Source organism: Halorubrum sp. Eb13, assembly GCF_002252895.1.
Lineage (GTDB): Archaea > Halobacteriota > Halobacteria > Halobacteriales > Haloferacaceae > Halorubrum.
This window is the reverse complement of the sequence record NZ_NHPE01000058.1, coordinates 1-15,164: the sequence shown is the minus strand read 5'-3', so window position 1 is coordinate 15,164 and position 15,164 is coordinate 1. Positions and strand designations below refer to the sequence as shown.

17 protein-coding genes, 1 tRNA gene and 1 pseudogene are annotated in these 15,164 nt (G+C 70.8%); 9 read left to right on the top strand and 10 right to left on the bottom strand.

The window, feature by feature from the left end:
• Nucleotides 1-26 precede the first annotated feature (26 nt).
• Nucleotides 27-1,592 carry a PAS domain-containing protein gene (locus DJ75_RS06015; protein ID WP_094523477.1) on the top strand — a complete coding sequence of 522 codons (1,566 nt, stop codon included), beginning with the start codon at nt 27-29 and terminating at the stop codon, nt 1,590-1,592.
• Between the two features lie 97 nt (nt 1,593-1,689).
• On the opposite strand, the gene DJ75_RS06010 is transcribed toward DJ75_RS06015, so the two are convergent.
• Nucleotides 1,690-2,688: a hypothetical protein gene (locus tag DJ75_RS06010; RefSeq protein WP_094523475.1), complete on the bottom strand. Its 999-nt coding sequence runs from the start codon at nt 2,686-2,688 to the stop codon at nt 1,690-1,692.
• Between the two features lie 245 nt (nt 2,689-2,933).
• On the opposite strand from DJ75_RS06010, the gene DJ75_RS06005 reads away from it, so the two are divergent.
• From DJ75_RS06005 to DJ75_RS05975, 7 genes are all read left to right on the top strand, one after another.
• Complete coding sequence (locus DJ75_RS06005) at nt 2,934-3,458, top strand: transcription factor (RefSeq protein ID WP_094523473.1); 525 nt, start codon at nt 2,934-2,936, stop codon at nt 3,456-3,458.
• Nucleotides 3,458-4,153 carry a DUF2110 family protein gene (locus tag DJ75_RS06000; RefSeq protein ID WP_094523471.1) on the top strand — a complete coding sequence of 232 codons (696 nt, stop codon included), beginning with the start codon at nt 3,458-3,460 and terminating at the stop codon, nt 4,151-4,153. The genes DJ75_RS06005 and DJ75_RS06000 overlap by 1 nt, the downstream gene beginning before the upstream one ends.
• A gap of 4 nt (nt 4,154-4,157) precedes the next feature.
• Nucleotides 4,158-4,922: a DUF5803 family protein gene (locus tag DJ75_RS05995; protein ID WP_094523469.1), complete on the top strand. Its 765-nt coding sequence runs from the start codon at nt 4,158-4,160 to the stop codon at nt 4,920-4,922.
• An 83-nt stretch (nt 4,923-5,005) separates the two neighbouring features.
• Nucleotides 5,006-5,698, top strand: a complete 693-nt coding sequence (locus DJ75_RS05990) for a molybdopterin-binding protein (RefSeq protein WP_094523467.1) — start codon at nt 5,006-5,008, stop codon at nt 5,696-5,698.
• A gap of 319 nt (nt 5,699-6,017) precedes the next feature.
• Nucleotides 6,018-7,157 (top strand): ATP-NAD kinase family protein, encoded by a 1,140-nt coding sequence (locus DJ75_RS05985; RefSeq protein WP_094523465.1) that lies wholly within the window; start codon nt 6,018-6,020, stop codon nt 7,155-7,157.
• 175 nt (nt 7,158-7,332) lie between these two features.
• A complete protein-coding gene (locus DJ75_RS05980) occupies nt 7,333-7,683 on the top strand; it encodes a 4a-hydroxytetrahydrobiopterin dehydratase (RefSeq protein ID WP_094523463.1) in 351 nt (116 codons plus the stop codon).
• A gap of 95 nt (nt 7,684-7,778) precedes the next feature.
• Nucleotides 7,779-8,261 carry a hypothetical protein gene (locus DJ75_RS05975; RefSeq protein ID WP_094523461.1) on the top strand — a complete coding sequence of 161 codons (483 nt, stop codon included), beginning with the start codon at nt 7,779-7,781 and terminating at the stop codon, nt 8,259-8,261.
• On the opposite strand, the pseudogene DJ75_RS19000 reads toward DJ75_RS05975, so the two are convergent.
• The 8 genes and pseudogenes from DJ75_RS19000 to DJ75_RS05935 form a co-directional block, all read right to left on the bottom strand.
• A pseudogene (locus DJ75_RS19000) lies at nt 8,247-8,411 on the bottom strand (RNA-guided endonuclease TnpB family protein); the annotation flags it as partial. The gene DJ75_RS05975 and the pseudogene DJ75_RS19000 sit on opposite strands and share 15 nt — an antisense overlap.
• A 141-nt stretch (nt 8,412-8,552) precedes the next feature.
• Nucleotides 8,553-9,461 (bottom strand): ATPase, encoded by a 909-nt coding sequence (locus DJ75_RS05965; RefSeq protein ID WP_094523459.1) that lies wholly within the window; start codon nt 9,459-9,461, stop codon nt 8,553-8,555.
• Nucleotides 9,458-9,793, bottom strand: a complete 336-nt coding sequence (locus tag DJ75_RS05960) for a DUF5827 family protein (protein ID WP_094523457.1) — start codon at nt 9,791-9,793, stop codon at nt 9,458-9,460. Before DJ75_RS05960 ends, DJ75_RS05965 begins: the two co-directional genes overlap by 4 nt.
• A gap of 133 nt (nt 9,794-9,926) precedes the next feature.
• Nucleotides 9,927-10,526, bottom strand: coding sequence for a superoxide dismutase (sod, locus tag DJ75_RS05955; protein ID WP_094523456.1), 600 nt, complete (start codon nt 10,524-10,526; stop codon nt 9,927-9,929).
• 256 nt (nt 10,527-10,782) lie between these two features.
• Nucleotides 10,783-10,866 (bottom strand) — tRNA-Ser (locus tag DJ75_RS05950).
• An 86-nt stretch (nt 10,867-10,952) separates the two neighbouring features.
• On the bottom strand, nt 10,953-11,573 hold the full coding sequence (locus DJ75_RS05945; RefSeq protein WP_094523454.1) for a hypothetical protein: 621 nt from the start codon (nt 11,571-11,573) through the stop codon (nt 10,953-10,955).
• Between the two features lie 55 nt (nt 11,574-11,628).
• The gene (locus DJ75_RS05940; RefSeq protein ID WP_094523453.1) at nt 11,629-12,384 is read right to left on the bottom strand and encodes a DUF2064 domain-containing protein; all 756 of its coding nucleotides are present in this window, start codon (nt 12,382-12,384) and stop codon (nt 11,629-11,631) included.
• 84 nt (nt 12,385-12,468) lie between these two features.
• A complete protein-coding gene (locus DJ75_RS05935) occupies nt 12,469-13,065 on the bottom strand; it encodes an NUDIX domain-containing protein (RefSeq protein ID WP_094523451.1) in 597 nt (198 codons plus the stop codon).
• A 143-nt stretch (nt 13,066-13,208) separates the two neighbouring features.
• Between DJ75_RS05935 and DJ75_RS05930 the strand changes: the two genes are divergently transcribed.
• Nucleotides 13,209-14,618 (top strand): ATP-binding protein, encoded by a 1,410-nt coding sequence (locus DJ75_RS05930; RefSeq protein WP_094523449.1) that lies wholly within the window; start codon nt 13,209-13,211, stop codon nt 14,616-14,618.
• A gap of 61 nt (nt 14,619-14,679) precedes the next feature.
• Here DJ75_RS05930 and DJ75_RS05925 read toward each other — a convergent pair.
• Nucleotides 14,680-15,164, bottom strand: a 485-nt coding sequence (locus DJ75_RS05925; protein ID WP_141211986.1) for a class I SAM-dependent methyltransferase, incomplete at its 5' end; no start/stop codon positions are given.

The window sequence follows — 15,164 nt, the reverse complement described above, 5'->3', positions numbered from 1 at the left end:
GGCCGTGTACTCACCGTCCACGAGAGATGGACACGGGTCCAGAGGGGCTCGCCGACGGTGCGCCCTCCCGAGGCGGCGGCGTCGACAAGCCCGCCGAGGAGGCCGCCGACAGCGGACCCGCGGACCGGACCGACGACGCCCCGAACGGAGGCGCGCCTGAGTCCGACCGGGACCCGCGAGTACTGCTTTTCATGCGGCCGGGACGCGACCGAGAGCTGGTGTCCGAGGCCCTGAGCGATCGGTTCCGGACCGACGCGACGACCGACGTGGAGTCGCTCGACTCGACGTTCGACTGCTGCGTCTTCGACGCCCGCGAGTTCAACCGCGTCGCCGGGTCGATCCAGCGGCGGCGAGAGCTGGCCGCTCCCGTCTTCCTCCCGTTCGTCCTCCTCGTGAGCGACGGCGCGGGCGCCCCGGCTGAGAAGACGTGGGACTACGTCGACGACGTCATCCGGCTGCCGGTTCGGAAGCGGGCCCTCCGCATCCGGGTCGGCAACCTCGTCGAGCGGCGTCGCACCTCGCTCCGGCTCGCGGCCCGGGAGCGGAAGCTCGAAGAGACCGTCGAGGACCTCCGACTGAAGGAGCGCGCGATGGACGAGGCGCCGGTCGGGATCACGATCGCCGACGTCGACGAGAGCGGCGACGGGGACAACCCGCTCGTGTACACGAACGACGAGTTCGAGGCGCTCACCGGCTACGGCACCGAGGTGTTCGGCGCGGACTGCCGGTTCCTTCAGGGCGAGGACACCGACCCGGAGACGACCGCGGCGATCCGAGAGGCGATCGACGAGGAGCGGCCGGTCGGGGTCGACGTCCTGAACTACCGCCGCAACGGCCAGAAGTTCTGGAACCGACTCACGGTCGCTCCCATCCGCGACGAGGCGGGGACGGTCACCCACTACGTCGGGTTTCAGACGGACATCACCGACCGGAAGATCCGGGAGCGCCGGATGGAGGTGATGAACCGCGTGCTCAGCCACAACCTCCGGAACAAGATGAACCTCATCTCGGGGTACACGGAACTGCTGCGGCAGGCCGTCGACGACGACGAGGCGCTCGGTTCGCTGGAGGTGATCGACGAGACGACGGACGACCTGATGGGGCTCGCCACCGCGGTCCAGAAGCTCGACCGGACGCTCTCGGGGCCCTCGACGGCCGGGACCGCCGTCGCGCTCCGCGATCGCCTGATCGAGGTGCGATCGAGGGTTCGAGACAGGTATCCCGAGGCGTCGGTGACCCTCTCGCTGCCGCCCGACGACCCGCTCGAAACGACGGTCTCCGGACTGGTGACGGCGATCGAGGAGGGAATGGAGAACGCCGTCAAGCACAACGACGGTCGGAGCCCGTCGGTCGAAGTCGACGTCGAGTGGGAGTCGGGGGAGTGGCTCGCGATCGAGATCGCGGACGACGGTCCGGGCATCCCGGACCACGAGACGCGCGTGCTCGAACTCGGCGAGACGTCGCTGAACCACGCGGACCGGCTGGGGATCTGGCTGATCTACTGGGTCGTGGCCAAGGCCGGCGGGGAGTTCTCGGTCGACACGTCGAGCGAGGGGACCACGCTCCGGCTGGCCGTGCCCGCGCACCCCTAGACGGAGACTCCGAGCGAGACCCCGCGGGGGACACGGGAACGGGCGGGAGACGCGGGACCGGGTCGAGCTGGCGGGAACGTCCGCGGAGCGGCGACTCTCAGAGCGACCGCTTCGACCGCAGCAGCGCGAGCCGGAGGCGCGCCTCCTGTCGGCTCGTCCCGCGCACGCGGCCCGTCTCGGCGTCCGCCATCGAGGCGAGCGACAGCCGGTCGAGCAGGGGCGGCCAGTCGGCGGCGCCCGCCGCCTCGCCCGCGAACGCGACCGCGTTCCCGAGCCCGTCGCGCTCGGCGCTCCCGAGCCGCGCCACCGCGGCGTCGGCGTCCCGGCGGCCGCCACCGACGTAGAGCCGGTCGCCGAGGGCCGCGGGCGCCCACGCCGGCAGCAGGAGCAGCCACAGCAGGGCGCCGGCGACGGTGTACGCCCGCGGCGGGATCCGGTTCCCCTCGGGCTCGTACCCGTGGATCCGGTTGACGCGCCGGTCCGCCGCGGTCCGGTCGGCGCGGCGGCCGACGAGCAGCGTCGCCAGCAGCGCCACCGTCTCGACGAGCGCCAGCGCCGGCAGCAGGGCCGTGGTGACCGCCGCCTCGCGGGTCCGAAGCCGCACGAGCGCGTGGCGGAGCGCGGCGTCTCGGTCGGCCGCCGGGAGGGAGAGCAGCCGCGTCGAGACGACGAGCCGCGCGCCCCGGTGACCGTCCGCGACGGCGACGTTGGCGGCGTCGGCGCGGACGACCGTCACCGCCGGGACGTCGACGCCGACCTCCCCGGCGAGTGTCGCGACGCGGTCGGCGACGAAGTCGGCCGGCCGGTCGTCGAGCTCGGCCTCAGGGAGGCGCGCGATCCGCCGGTCGACGAGCACCGGGCCCACGAGCGCCGACCCCCCGAGGCCGAGGACGACCGCGGCGAGCGCGGCGGCGGCGACCGGCGGGACCCCGCCGAGCGCGGCCGGGCCGACGACGCCGAGGCCGGCGGGGCCGAGAGCGACGGCGAGGAGGAGAAGCGGCGCCGCGGCGAGCAGCGCGGGGACCGTCGCGAGCGCGAACGCTCCGGTGGCTCGCCTGACGCGCGTTCGTCCGCTCCGTCCGTCGGACTCGCTCATTACGAACGAGTGGTGCGACGGGCGGCGTAAAGCTTTGCCGGAGCCCGCGGCGGTCGGTCTCGCGACGGCGGTCATCCGGGCCGTCGGCGGTCGGTCTCACGAGGGCGGTCGTCTGGGCCGTCGGCGGTCGGTCTCACGAGGGCGGTCGTCTGGGCCGTCGGCGGTCGGATCCCAGGGCGTGCCGACGCCCGACGACGGTGGCCATTTCGGAGCTTTTAACCCGATTCCACCACCAATTCCGGGTAATGGCTTTTGAGGATCTACTGAACGACCCCGTCATCCAGAAGTACCTCCACGAGCTGGTGGGGCCGACGGGGATGCCGGTCGCGGCCGCGCCGCCCGACGGCGAGGTCACCGACGAGGAGCTGGCGGAGGAGCTCGGGTTGGAGCTCAACGACGTCCGACGCGCGCTGTTCATCCTGTACGAGAACGACCTCGCGACGTACCGCCGGGTGCGCGACGAGGACTCGGGGTGGCTCACGTACCTCTGGACGTTCCACTACGACAACATCCCGGAGAACCTCGAAGAGGAGATGTACCGTCTCCTCGAGGCCCTCGAAGAGCGCGAGGAGTACGAGCGCACCCACGAGTTCTACCTCTGTGAGGTGTGTTCGATCCGCTTCGAGTTCGGCGAGGCGATGGACTTCGGCTTCGAGTGTCCCGAGTGCGGCTCGCCGCTCGAAGCGATGGAAAACGACCGGCTCCGCGAGGCGATGGACCGGCGCGTCGATGAGCTCCGTGACGAGCTCAACGTGGACGTGACGGGCTGATGGTCGTCCTCGCAACAAAGTGCTACGTCGACGGGGACGCCCGCGACCGCGCGCTCGACGGGATGGGATCGCTCGTCGCCAACGACGTCGGCGAACTGAGCGTCGACTGGCAGGTCGGCGTCCGCGACGACGGCTTCGTGCAGGTGGACGTGACCGGCGAGGACGCCGAGGTCGCCCGGAACGTGCTCGCGGAGACGTGGGGCGAGATCGTCGCCCACGACGGCGGCCTGACCGCCGGCGAGGAGTACGTCGGCGCCCTCGAGTCGTGGGACGACGACGGGTTCGTCCTCGACGCGGGCGTCGACGTCCGGGTCCCCGCCGACGAGATCGGGCTCGGACGGGGGTCGCCGGCGCAGGTCGTCGAGCGGTTCGGGCTCGTCCAGCACCTCTCGGTCCGGTTCGTCTACGGCGGCGACGTCGGCGACCCGGACGCCGAGCCGAGCCGCCTCGCCGACGACGAGCGCGACCGCCTCTACGACTGGCAGCGCGGGAACGGCCGGGTCAACGTCAACTCGGCGACACGCGGCGAGGTGCGCGCGACGGTGAACCGCGCGGGCCACGCACAGGACATCGTCACCGTGGAGCGGCTCGGGCTCTTAGAACAGAGCATCGTCTGCACCGAGAACACCGACCCGCCGGGGCTGCTCGCCGCGATCGGCTCGTACCTCCCGGCGGAGATGCGCTGCGTCGTCTGAACCCGTGAACCGACGATTCGCCCTCGCGGTCGCCGTCGTCGCGCTGCTCGCCGTCAGCGCCGGCTGTCTCACCTACGTCAACGACGGCGGCGAGATCGCGAACGAGACGCTCGACGCGGAGCCGCCGACCGAGTACGAGTTCGACACCGACCGCGACGCCGCGTTCAACCTCTCGACCGGGAGCCAGTACACCGTCGTGTACGACGTCTCCGACGTCGAGGAGCTCCGGCTGTACAGGCAGACGCCGTACGCCGGCGACCAGCCGCTGGAGTTCGAGGCGTTCCGGTACCGCACCGCCGACGGCGAGGTGCTGAACGGCAGCGAGTTCCGGGCCCGCGGCGGCGAGGTCGACCGGACGCCCGACGAGACGTGGGTCCGCTTCCCCGAGGGGACGGGCGAGGGACAGGTCGCCTTCTCGGCGGCCGGCTCGCCCCGCCGGTTCACCACGCTGGCGTACGTCGACGGGTCGTACGCGGTGACGCTCCCGCCCGGGTTCAGCACGGACTTCCCGGTCGTGGGACACGTCGCCCCGCGGGACCACGAGATCGAGACGGTCGACGGCCGCGACCGGATCACCTGGGAGTCGGTGGAAGGCGGGTCGGTCGTGGTCCAGTCGTACCGCGAGACCGACCTGCTCGTCTTCGGCGTGATCCTCGCGGTCGCGCTCGTCGCGGCCGTCGTCGGCGTCGCCTACTTCCGGCGCCAGCTGGAGGCGCTCAAAGAGCAGCGCCGGGATCTGGGGCTCGGCGTGTACGACGACGAGGAGTAGCCGGTCGCCGGCCGCTCCCCGGGTCGCTGAGGACCGCGCGCCGAACTCGGGTGCTTTTGAGTGCGCGCCGCCTTGGCAGGGGTATGAACGCCGCCGTCGTCACCGTCGGGGACGAACTCCTCGTCGGTGACACCGAGAACACGAACGCGACGTGGCTCTGCGACCGGCTCGACGAGCGCGGGGTCGTCGTCCGCCGGGTGACCGTCGTCCCCGACGAGGTCGGCGAGATCGCGCGGGTCGTCAACGAGTACCACGCCGAGTACGACGCGGTGATCGTCACCGGCGGGCTCGGCCCGACGCACGACGACGTGACGATGGACGGGGTCGCGGCCGCCTTCGGCCGCGGGCTCGAACGGAACGATGAGGCCGCGTCGTGGCTCGCAGAACGCGGGTACAGCGCCGACGACCTCGCCGCGGAGACGACGCACCTGCCGGCCGACTGCCGGCCGCTCGCCAACGAGACCGGCGTCGCGCCGGGCGCCGTCGTCGAGTCGGTGTACGTCCTCCCAGGGGTCCCGACCGAGATGAAGGCGATGTTCGAGTCGGTCGCCGACGAGTTCGAGGGGACGCCGACGCACACCGTCACGGTCGACGTCGACGAGCCGGAGAGCGCCCTGCTCGAGCGCTTCACGGAACTGCAAGAGGAGTTCGACGTGAGCGTCGGCTCGTACCCCGGCGAGAGCGTCCGCGTGAAGATCACGGCGACGGACGCGGCCGAGGCCGAACGCGCCGCCGAATGGGTGCGAGAGCGGTCGACGCTGGTCGAGACGCGGTGAGCGGGGCGCGGCGCGGAGAGGAGAAGAGAGGCGGTCGGACGCGGCGGACCGGTTCCCGGACGATTACCGGTACAGGTACGCGAGCCACACGGCGGTGACGCCGAGGCTCGCGAGGAGCACGGCGATCGCGGTCGCGTCGATCGGGAGCGGCTCGGTCACGGCGGCTTCGAGGAGCATGCGTGGCGGTTGCTCCGGGGGCGTCTTAAGTATTGAACTTCCGGACTCCGCGGCGCCCGGAAACGCTCGCGGCCCGCGGACGCCGGACGGACGCGGCGGGCGAGACGCGCCCGCTTAAGTTTCCGCCGCCGTAGGTCAGACCATGCACGTCGGCTTCGTGATGAACCCGGTGGCCGGGATGGGCGGCCGAGTCGGTCTCAAGGGCACCGACGGGAAGGTCGCCGAGGCGGTCGCTCGCGGCGCCGAGCCCCGGGCCCCCGACCGCGCGCGGCGGGCGCTAGAGCGGCTCGCGGCCGTCGCGCCGGAGGCGACGGTCTCGACCGCGGCCGACCCGATGGGCGAGCGACTGGTCAGGGAGACCGGCTTCGACCCGGTCCGCGTCGTTGATCCGTTCGACGGGGACCGGGCCGGGAACGGCGACCCGCCGGGCCCCACGGAGACGACCGCCGCGCACACCGCGCGCGTGGTCGAGGCGTTCGCTGAGGGCGGCACCGCCGACGGCGAGGGCGACGACCCGGTCGACCTCGTCCTGTTCGTCGGCGGCGACGGCACCGCGGCCGACGTGGCGGCGGCGCTGGAGGCGGGGAGCAGCGAGGTCCCCATGCTCGGCGTCCCCGCCGGGGTGAAGGTGTACTCTTCCGTCTTCGCCGTCTCGCCGGAGGACGCGGCCGAGGTCGCGGCGGCGTTCTCGCGCACCGAGCGCCGCGAGGTGATGGACATCGACGAGGACGCCTACCGCGAGGGTGAGGTCCACCCGGAGCTCCGCGCGGTCGCTCGGGTCCCCGTCGCCGACGACCTCCAGTCCTCGAAACAGACCGCCAGCGGGACCGTGGAGTCGCTCGCCGAGGGCGTCGCCGACGACATCCGGGAGCGCGACGGCGAGGGCGTCACCTTCGTGCTCGGGCCGGGGTCGACCGTCGGCGCGATCAAGGCGGAGCTGGGGTTCGACCCGTCCCCGATCGGCGTCGACGTGTGGCGCGACGGCGAGGTGGTGGTCCGGGACGGGACCGAACGGGAGATCCTCGACGCGCTCGGCGAGGAGAACGTGATCGTCGTCTCGCCGATCGGCGGGCAGGGGTTCGTCTTCGGCCGCGGGAACCCGCAGCTGTCGCCGGCCGTGATCCGGCGCTGCGACCTGCGGATCGTCGCCTCGCGGGCGAAGCTCGACGAGGTCCGCGCCCTGCGCGTCGACACCGATGACCCCGATCTCGACGACGAGCTCGCCGGCTGGGTCCGCGTCCGCGTCGGGAAGTTCGAGACGCGGATGATGAAGATCGCGTGAGCGGGGCCGGTCGAACGCGGGTGAAGCGAGTGCGCCCGGAGCGAATCACGCTGGAGCCGACCGCGAGCGAGACGAACGCGGGGGAATCGACCGCAAGCGAGACGACCACGGGCGGAGACCACTGGGCCCCGTCCGCCGCGGAAGGTACAAACCGCTCGTCGTCCAATAGTGTCATATGCCATCATCGCTCGCGGACGAGCCGGTCGAACCGTCGGGAGAGGGAGACGAGCCGCTGACCGACGACGAGTACGACGAGTACTTCGCCGAGCTCGGAGACGCGTGGGAGGTCGTCGACGACCACCACCTGGAGGCGACGTACGACTTCGAGGACTTCGCGACCGCGCTGGCGTTCACGAACGACGTCGGCGAACTCGCGGAGGAGGAGTGGCACCACCCGGATCTGCACCTCTCGTGGGGCGAGGTGGGCGTCGAGATGTGGAGCCACGACATTGGCGGGCTCCACGAGTCCGACTTCGTGATGGCCGCGCGGATGGACCGGATCTACCGGGAGTACGGCGACGACTGAGCCCTCGCCCGCCGGGAGACGCTCGCCGCTACTCCGTTCCCGAGGCCGGCGCGGCAACGAACGGGTTTAAAACCCTCCCGGCGAAAGTGCAGGCAATGAGCGCGAACGTCTTCCTGGTCCCGATAGACCCGGAGAACTTCGACCGAACGGTCCGTTCCGCGGTCGATCTCACCGAGTACGACGACCGTCCGGAACCCCTCGCGGACCTCGACGAGGCCCGCCTGTGGGCGGTCGACGACGAGAGCGGCAACGGCTCTACCTTCGAGCGGATGGCCGACGGCGACCTCCTGCTGTTCTACCACGACGGCGAGTACCTCGCGACCGGTCGCATCGGGACGACGTTCGAGGACGAGGACCGCTGGGTCTCCAGCACCTTCTGGACCGCGTTCCCGACGACCCGCGTGTACACGGTCACCGACTTCGCGGCCGTCTCCGCGCCGAAGCGCGCCGTCAACGCCATCTTCGACTACTCCGCCTCCTACACCCCCGGCTTCATGCGCGTCGCCGACTCGCGGGTGAACGCCGACCTCTCCTCGATCGAGTCCGCGATCGAGCACTACACGAAGCGGAACGCCTAAATCCGTTTCCTCTCGGAGTGCAGTGTAGAGTGCGTCGCGGACCTGTCGCTTGTTGGTCTTGCATTCGGTGTACGAGGTGTCGGACCAACAGTAGTCGGCAGTTCGGTTCGCGCAGTACAGGTATTGTTCGGCTGTTCGACGCACGTCCATACTTCAAAGAGTGTTCTACGTCCCCGACCTACTCCTCACTACGTTCGCTCCTAGAGGTCGAGGGCGCCACCTCGAATTTGCTGAATACCGCCGCCTTTTAAATAGCCGCGGAGACGCGTCTCCCGCCCGTCCCCAGAACAGTCAGACCGCCTCGAACAGCGCCTCGTACGCGGTCCCGTAGCGCTCCGCGACCCGTTCCGGATCCCCCCGTTCGTCGCCGCCGAGCGCCGGCAGGGCGACCGTCGTCAGCGGTTCGATCATGTCGGTCACGGTCCCGGTGTGCTCCTCCATCGTCCCCTCGCGGGGGCTCCCGGAGGCGACCGCGCGGGCCCTCGCGTACCGGTCCCCCGCGTAGATCCGCGCCCGGCCGGGGTCGACGACGGCGACCGCGTCGGGCGTCACGGGTCCGTCTCGCGGGAGCGGGCCGGCGACGTCCGCGTACGACTCGACGACGACGGGGACCGCCGTCGCCGCGATCCGCTCCGCGAGCCGGTCGAACGCCGGGAGGTAGTCGGCGGCCATCACGTCGTTGAACCCCGCGACGTCGTCCACGCGGGTCGCGTCCGCGATCGGGAGCCGGTCCGCGAGCCCCTCCGGGAGGAGTCCCGCCGCTTCGGCCGCGCCGTTGACGACGAATCGGGTGCCGTCCGGCCCGGTGACGCGGTCGCAGAGGAACGTGCGGTCCGCGTCGCCGAGCATCCCGGTCCGCCCGGGCGTCGGCCGCCAGAGCCGGTGGACGGGGTTGATCGACTCGGGCGCGACCGCCTCGGGGCGACGCCGTCCGCCGACCGCGGCGAGCGGTCGCGTGCTCGCGGCCGCGAGCCGCCGCGCGTCCTTGCCGTAGAGCCGTCCGCCGTCGGTCGCGATCCGGTAGTCGTCGTGGTCGAACCAGTGGTCGTTGCCGGCGCGGGGCTTGACGCCGACCGCGTCGCCGCGTCGCTCGGCGAGGCTCGCCGCCAGGCCCGTCGAGAACGTCGTCTTGCCGGCGTCGACGCGGGCGCCGCCCGCGACGAGCAGGACCGGCGCGTCGGGGGGTCGGTCCCCGCTCACGCGTCCCCGTCGCCCGCGTCGGCGCCGGCGGCCGCCTCGCCGTTCGCGTCGCCCTCGTCGACGGCGTGCTCGGCGACCCCGTAGTAGCCGGGACCGTCCTCCGACAGCGGCTCCGCGATGACCATGTCCTCGGCGTGGCTCATCACCCACGGGATCGCCCAGTCGATCAGCACCGCCTCGGTGTCGGCGTCGACCTGCGCGTCCGGCTCCAACCCCTGCAGGAGCCGGGCGATCTCGGGGACGGTGTACATCAGGTCCGGCTCGAACAGCTCCGCCGGCTCGTAGAACTCGCACGGGTAGGTCGCGTCGAACGTCGACTTCGGCTCGGGCATGGCCGGCGGTACGGCGGCGACTCCGTAAACGCTGCCGATACGGTAGTCCACGGCCTCGCGGCTCTCGGCGCGCAGCGGGTCGAAAAAACGTCGGGATTCGACGCGCGTCTCGGAGCGCGTCCGGCGTGGACCGTTACTCGAAGAGCTCGACGGCCTGCTCGTAGCGGGCCGCGGGCTCGGACCAGTCGACGACCTCGAAGAAGTTGTCGACGAACTCGCCGCGGGCCGGGCCGTAGTCGTGGTAGTAGGAGTGCTCCCAGACGTCCAGCGCGAGGACCGGGTGGCCGCCCCAGACCGCGCCCTGGTCGTGCTTGTCGACCACGACGTTGCGGAGCTGGTTCGAGAACGTGTCGTACACCAGGAGCGCCCAGCCGGACGCGTCGCCGGCGGCCGCCTCGAACTCGCCCTTCCACGCCTCGTATGAGCCGAAGTCTTCCTCGATCCGGTCTGCCAGGTCACCGGAGGGCTCGTCGCCGCCCTCGGGGGACATGTTCTGCCAGAACAGGTCGTGGAGGATGTGGCCCGACGAGTTGTGGGTCACGTTCCGGATGGCGCCGGCCGACGAGGAGAAGTCGTGCTCCTCGCGGTTGGCTTCGAGCGTCTCCTCGGCTGCGTTCCAGCCGTTCACGTACCCCTGGTGATGGGTGTCGTGGTGCCATTCGAGCACCTGCTCGGAGATGTGCGGTTCAAGCGCGTCGTAATCGTACGGAAGCGGATCGAGTTCGTAGCTCATTGTTGTATCACCTAGCCTGAACATGTGCCGGAAACCTGTTAAAGATAATGCGGTCCATGATACCACACGACACTGGACGCGGGTGTTATCGGGTGGCCCGGATCGAGAACCGTAGGCTTGCGGTTCAGGCCGAAACGGCGACGGCGTGGGGCGTCGGACGGTCCCGTCTGCCCTCGGCCGAACGTAACTAAAATAGGTTTCTCGGTGCTGCGGACTGGCGCAAAATCGCGCGACGCGGCGTGCGCCGGACGCGTTACGGTGGGACTGGGATTCGAACCCAGGAAGCCGTGAGGCTACCGGTTTTCAAGACCGGCGCAATGGGCCACTCTGCCATCCCACCACGTCCGGACGCTCGGGGTCGTTCGACTAAGTGGTGTCGGTGTCGTCCGACTCGGTCTGAGGGCCGTAGACCGAACCGGTCTCCGATCAGTCGAACGCCGCGACGAACGCCCCCTCCTCGATCGAGTCGCGGCGTTCTGATTCGAACTCCTCGTGACCGGGTTCGAGCGGACGGTCAAACGCGACCCGCGCCGCACCCGTCTCGTCAACCGCGTACGAGACCGCGGTGAAGCCGATATCGGCCTCCCACATTCCCCCGTCGTCCACGCCCGCAGTGGCACCGCCGGCGTATCGCAGGTAGACGACGGTTACGTCGCCGGAGCCGTCGAGGACCTCGGTTAGATCGGTGCGGTAGTCGACCCGCAGAATATGAGCCGAACCGCTCCGCTCACAGAGCACGTCGCGGCTCAGGTACGCCTCCTCGAATGACGGAACCCACTCGACGACGTCGCGCTCGGTGACTGCGGTCGGCGGATCCGGGTACGGGACCGTCGCCGCGGTCTCGTACTCGCGCGTCTCGTTCGAGACGGTGACCTCGATCGACCGGCTATCGACCGCGCAGTCGGGGCGGTCCGGACCGCCGTCGAAGGAGTCAGCGACGGTCGCAGCGCCGTCGGCGGCGGTGGGGTCGGTGGGGAGTCGCTCGGCGCATCCGGCGAGCCCGCCGAGCGCGCTTCCGAGGACGACGGTCGCGGAACGACGTTTCATACGTTCCGTTCGCCGCGGCGTCGATTTATAGGTATCAGAGGGACAAGCGAGCGTTTCAGTCCCGCACCACCCGCTCCTCGCCGTCCTCGACGACCACGTCCAGCCCGTGTTCGTGGACGAACGCGGCGGTGTAGTCCGGGACGACGCGTTCCGCGGCGAACCGCGCGCGCAGCAGCGGGACGGCGTCGAGGAGGTCGTCGCCGTCGACCATCGACGGCGACGACTCCAGGAACTCGACGTCGCGGTCGGCGTCGCGGCCGCGCGCCGCCAGCGTCGGGAGGCTCGGCGCCTCGAACGCGCCGTCGAAGTCGATGGGCGCGGTGAAGCCGGCGTAGTAGGTGCGCCCGCGGGTGGAGGGGCCGAGCACGACCTCGTTCGTCCTGAGCTTCATCGCGGCCGAGTCGATGACGGTGCGCGAGAGCAGCGGCGCCTGCGGGGTGACGACGGCGACGGAGTCGGCGTTCTCCTCGCGGAGCAGATGCGTGACGGTGTTGCCGGCGCGCGCGCCGAACGACGAGCCGACCTGCCGCTCGAAGCGCGCGTCCCCGGTGCCGCCGAGGGTGTCGGCGACGAGCGTGCGCAGCTCCGCCTCGGGGGCGGTGTCGGTGCGGTGCTCGGCGGGGAGGTCGTCGTCGACCGGGTAGTTGACGAGGAGCTCGCCGCCGGAGCGGTCGACCGCGAGGACGGCGTCGCGGAACAGGGCCTCGTACAGGTCGGCGGCCTCTGCGGTCGAAAGCGGCGTCGACTCCGCGATCCCGGTCGCGACGAGCCCCTCGCGGGGCGGCTGCGCCATGACGACGACGACAGTCATATCGGATCGAGTCGTCCGCGCGTCTTCAAGTCGCCGTTTTGTGCCGCAACCGACGGGCCGCTCGGGAGCACTCCGGCGGGCCGCTCAGGAGAAGTCGCGCCGCATCGCGATCTCGAACCACGGACAGAGCCGGAGCTGACGGTACAGCGCCGGGTTCTCGTGGAGGTGCTCGTAGTCGGCCCACAGCATGCCGCCGATCTCCGCGTCGTCGGGGTCGAGCGACGTGTCGTCGAGGGTGACCTTCAGCACCGAGCAGACCTCCCACTCGACGCCCGCGTTGGGGTAGTAGCGCTTGTACTCGAACTTGTCCGTCACGCGGAGGTCGTCGTACTGGTCCGGCGTGATCCCCAGCTCCTCATCGAGCCGCTGTTCCGTCGCGTCCTCCTGCGTCTGCCCCTCGACCGGGTGAGAGGCGACGGTGCCGTCCCAGTGGCCGTCCCAGAGCCGCTTCGTCGGCGCGCGCTGAGCCAGCAGGATCCGGCCCTCGGCGTCGTAGACGAGGCAGGTGAACGCGCGGTGGCGGATCCCGTCGCCCGTGTGTGCGTCGAGGCGGTTTACCGTCCCCTGCTCGGTGTCGTCGGGGTCGACGGCGATCACGTCCTGAAGCGCGTTCTCGTGGTCCGCGTCGGCGTCAGCCTCCCCGGAGGGGTCACCAGGGGCGGTCGCATCCTCTGAGCTCATGGGAACTAGGTCGATCACCAGGGCTAATAAGCGTTCGATACGTCGGCAGCGGTTCGTCGCCTCCCTCGCCGCGAGGCGGGACGCGCCCCGACGACGGGCGCGGTTCGACGCGCTTAACCGCGTCCCGCGGCTACGTCGCGCGGATGAGTAACCCGGCGCTCGACGTCGTCGAGTTCGTGCTGACGACGCACCTCTACACCGAGAACCGCGACCTCGACGAGAACGATCTGCCCCCGCGCTTCCGGCAGGTGTTCTGGTCGGACGACGCCGCCGACGACGCTCCGGGCGGCGTCGAGCGGCCGCTCAAAGCGACCAGCGAGACCACTCGCACCGCCACGGGCGTCGATCACCCCTGGGAGGCCGTCTCGGACCTCCTCTTCACCCAACGCACCGAGTTCTCGGGCGAGATTTCCCTCACCCAGCCGGCGATGGCGCTGGAGTGGTACCGGGACCACGCGGGCGACGATCGACTCGCCGAGAACCCGACCGTCGTCGCCGCGCTCGAGCTCGCCGAGGACCTCGACGCGCCCGTGACCCACGAGGAGGCGCGCGACAGCGTCCGGCCGATTCAGGCGGACCGCGTCTGGATCGACGCCCTCCTCGAGGAGTACTTCGACGAGGACGAGGACGGCGAGATGCTCGACCTCGTCAGCGTGCAGGCCCCCGAAGAGATCGAGACGACGCTCGCGGACCTCGTCCTCACGGGCGACCAGGAGGGCGAGATACAGAAGATCGTGAAGGCGATCGAGCACCGCGAGTACCTCGCGAGCATCGGCCTCCGCGAGATCGGGAAGCTGCTGTTCGTCGGCCCGCCGGGGACCGGGAAGACCACCGTCTCGCGGGCGCTCGCGCACGAGCTCGGCATCCCGCTCGTCGAGGTGAAAATGTCGATGATCACGAGCCAGTACCTCGGCGAGACGGCCAAGAACGTCGAGAAGACGTTCGAGGTCGCCAAGCGGCTCTCGCCGTGTATCCTCTTCATCGACGAGTTCGACTCGGTGGCGAAGACCCGCCGCTCCGACGAGCACGCCGCGCTGAAGCGCGCGGTCAACACCCTGCTCAAGTCGATCGACGAGGTGTCGCTCGTCCGCGACGAGGTCCTCCTCATCGGCGCGACGAACCACCCCGACCAGCTCGACGCGGCCGCGTGGCGCCGCTTCGACGAGATCGTCAACTTCCCCAAGCCGGACCGAGACATGCGCTCGGACATCCTGCGAGTCGTCACCCGCGAGATGCAGATCGCCGACTTCGACCCCGAGGAGGTCGCCGACCGCACGAGCGGGCTCACGGGCTCCGACCTCCGGATGGTGTTGCGCGAGGCCGTCCTCGGCGCGCTCACGGAGGACCGGATGACGATCACCCAAGAGGACGTGATGGAGGCCGTCGAGGACTTCGAGGAGCGCGACAACCTCAAGAACATGGACATGATCGACGGCGAGGGCGCGGAGGTGCTCGGCGAGACGGACTCCGGCGAACAGGACCACACCCACGACGACTCGGCCGGCGGAGACGCGACCCACGACCACGGCGCGCACAGCCACTCGCACGACTAGTTCGCGTTCGCTTGCACGGCTGGTTCGCGTTCGTTTGTCGGGCCCTCCGGCCGACCCCTTCTCACTCTCCCCGTTTGACTCCAGCCACCGTGTAGCCGAAGCCGCGGTCGACGATCCGGGGGTCGAGCCCGACATCGTCGAACGCGGCCGCGAGGTCCGACGGCGTCCGGAACCGCGACGCCATCCCGATGGCGTGCTCGGCCGCGACGAGGGCGCGTCCCAGCGGGTGCGCGGGGTCGAACTCTCGGATCACGAGCGCGCCGCCCGGCGCGAGCACCCGCGCGACCTCCCGGAGAGCGGCGTCCTGATCCGGCAGGTGGTGGAAGGCGTCGACGATCGCGACCGCGTCGACCGCGTCGTCTCGGAACGGGAGCCGGCCCGCGTCGCCGGCGACCCCGGCGAGCCCGCGGCCGTCCCGGGCGCGGGCGAGCATTCCGAGTGAGGCGTCGACGAGCACGGCCACCATCGACCACGCGACGATGGCGTTCGTCCGGCCGCTCTGAAACAGCCGCGCCAACCGGTCTTCGATGGCGTCCCCCTCCGGGC

Bases quoted from the DNA above. Each gene is read 5' to 3' on its own strand.
- sod (WP_094523456.1), bottom strand. From the start codon at position 10,526: ATGAGCTACGAACTCGATCCGCTTCCGTACGATTACGACGCGCTTGAA.
- DJ75_RS05935 (WP_094523451.1), bottom strand. From the start codon at position 13,065: ATGAGCTCAGAGGATGCGACCGCCCCTGGTGACCCCTCCGGGGAGGCT.
- DJ75_RS05930 (WP_094523449.1), top strand. From the start codon at position 13,209: ATGAGTAACCCGGCGCTCGACGTCGTCGAGTTCGTGCTGACGACGCAC.
- DJ75_RS06000 (WP_094523471.1), top strand. From the start codon at position 3,458: ATGGTCGTCCTCGCAACAAAGTGCTACGTCGACGGGGACGCCCGCGAC.
- DJ75_RS06015 (WP_094523477.1), top strand. From the start codon at position 27: ATGGACACGGGTCCAGAGGGGCTCGCCGACGGTGCGCCCTCCCGAGGC.
- DJ75_RS05960 (WP_094523457.1), bottom strand. From the start codon at position 9,793: ATGCCCGAGCCGAAGTCGACGTTCGACGCGACCTACCCGTGCGAGTTC.
- DJ75_RS05945 (WP_094523454.1), bottom strand. From the start codon at position 11,573: ATGAAACGTCGTTCCGCGACCGTCGTCCTCGGAAGCGCGCTCGGCGGG.
- DJ75_RS05980 (WP_094523463.1), top strand. From the start codon at position 7,333: ATGCCATCATCGCTCGCGGACGAGCCGGTCGAACCGTCGGGAGAGGGA.
- DJ75_RS05985 (WP_094523465.1), top strand. From the start codon at position 6,018: ATGCACGTCGGCTTCGTGATGAACCCGGTGGCCGGGATGGGCGGCCGA.
- DJ75_RS05940 (WP_094523453.1), bottom strand. From the start codon at position 12,384: ATGACTGTCGTCGTCGTCATGGCGCAGCCGCCCCGCGAGGGGCTCGTC.
- DJ75_RS06005 (WP_094523473.1), top strand. From the start codon at position 2,934: ATGGCTTTTGAGGATCTACTGAACGACCCCGTCATCCAGAAGTACCTC.
- DJ75_RS05975 (WP_094523461.1), top strand. From the start codon at position 7,779: ATGAGCGCGAACGTCTTCCTGGTCCCGATAGACCCGGAGAACTTCGAC.
- DJ75_RS05990 (WP_094523467.1), top strand. From the start codon at position 5,006: ATGAACGCCGCCGTCGTCACCGTCGGGGACGAACTCCTCGTCGGTGAC.
- DJ75_RS06010 (WP_094523475.1), bottom strand. From the start codon at position 2,688: ATGAGCGAGTCCGACGGACGGAGCGGACGAACGCGCGTCAGGCGAGCC.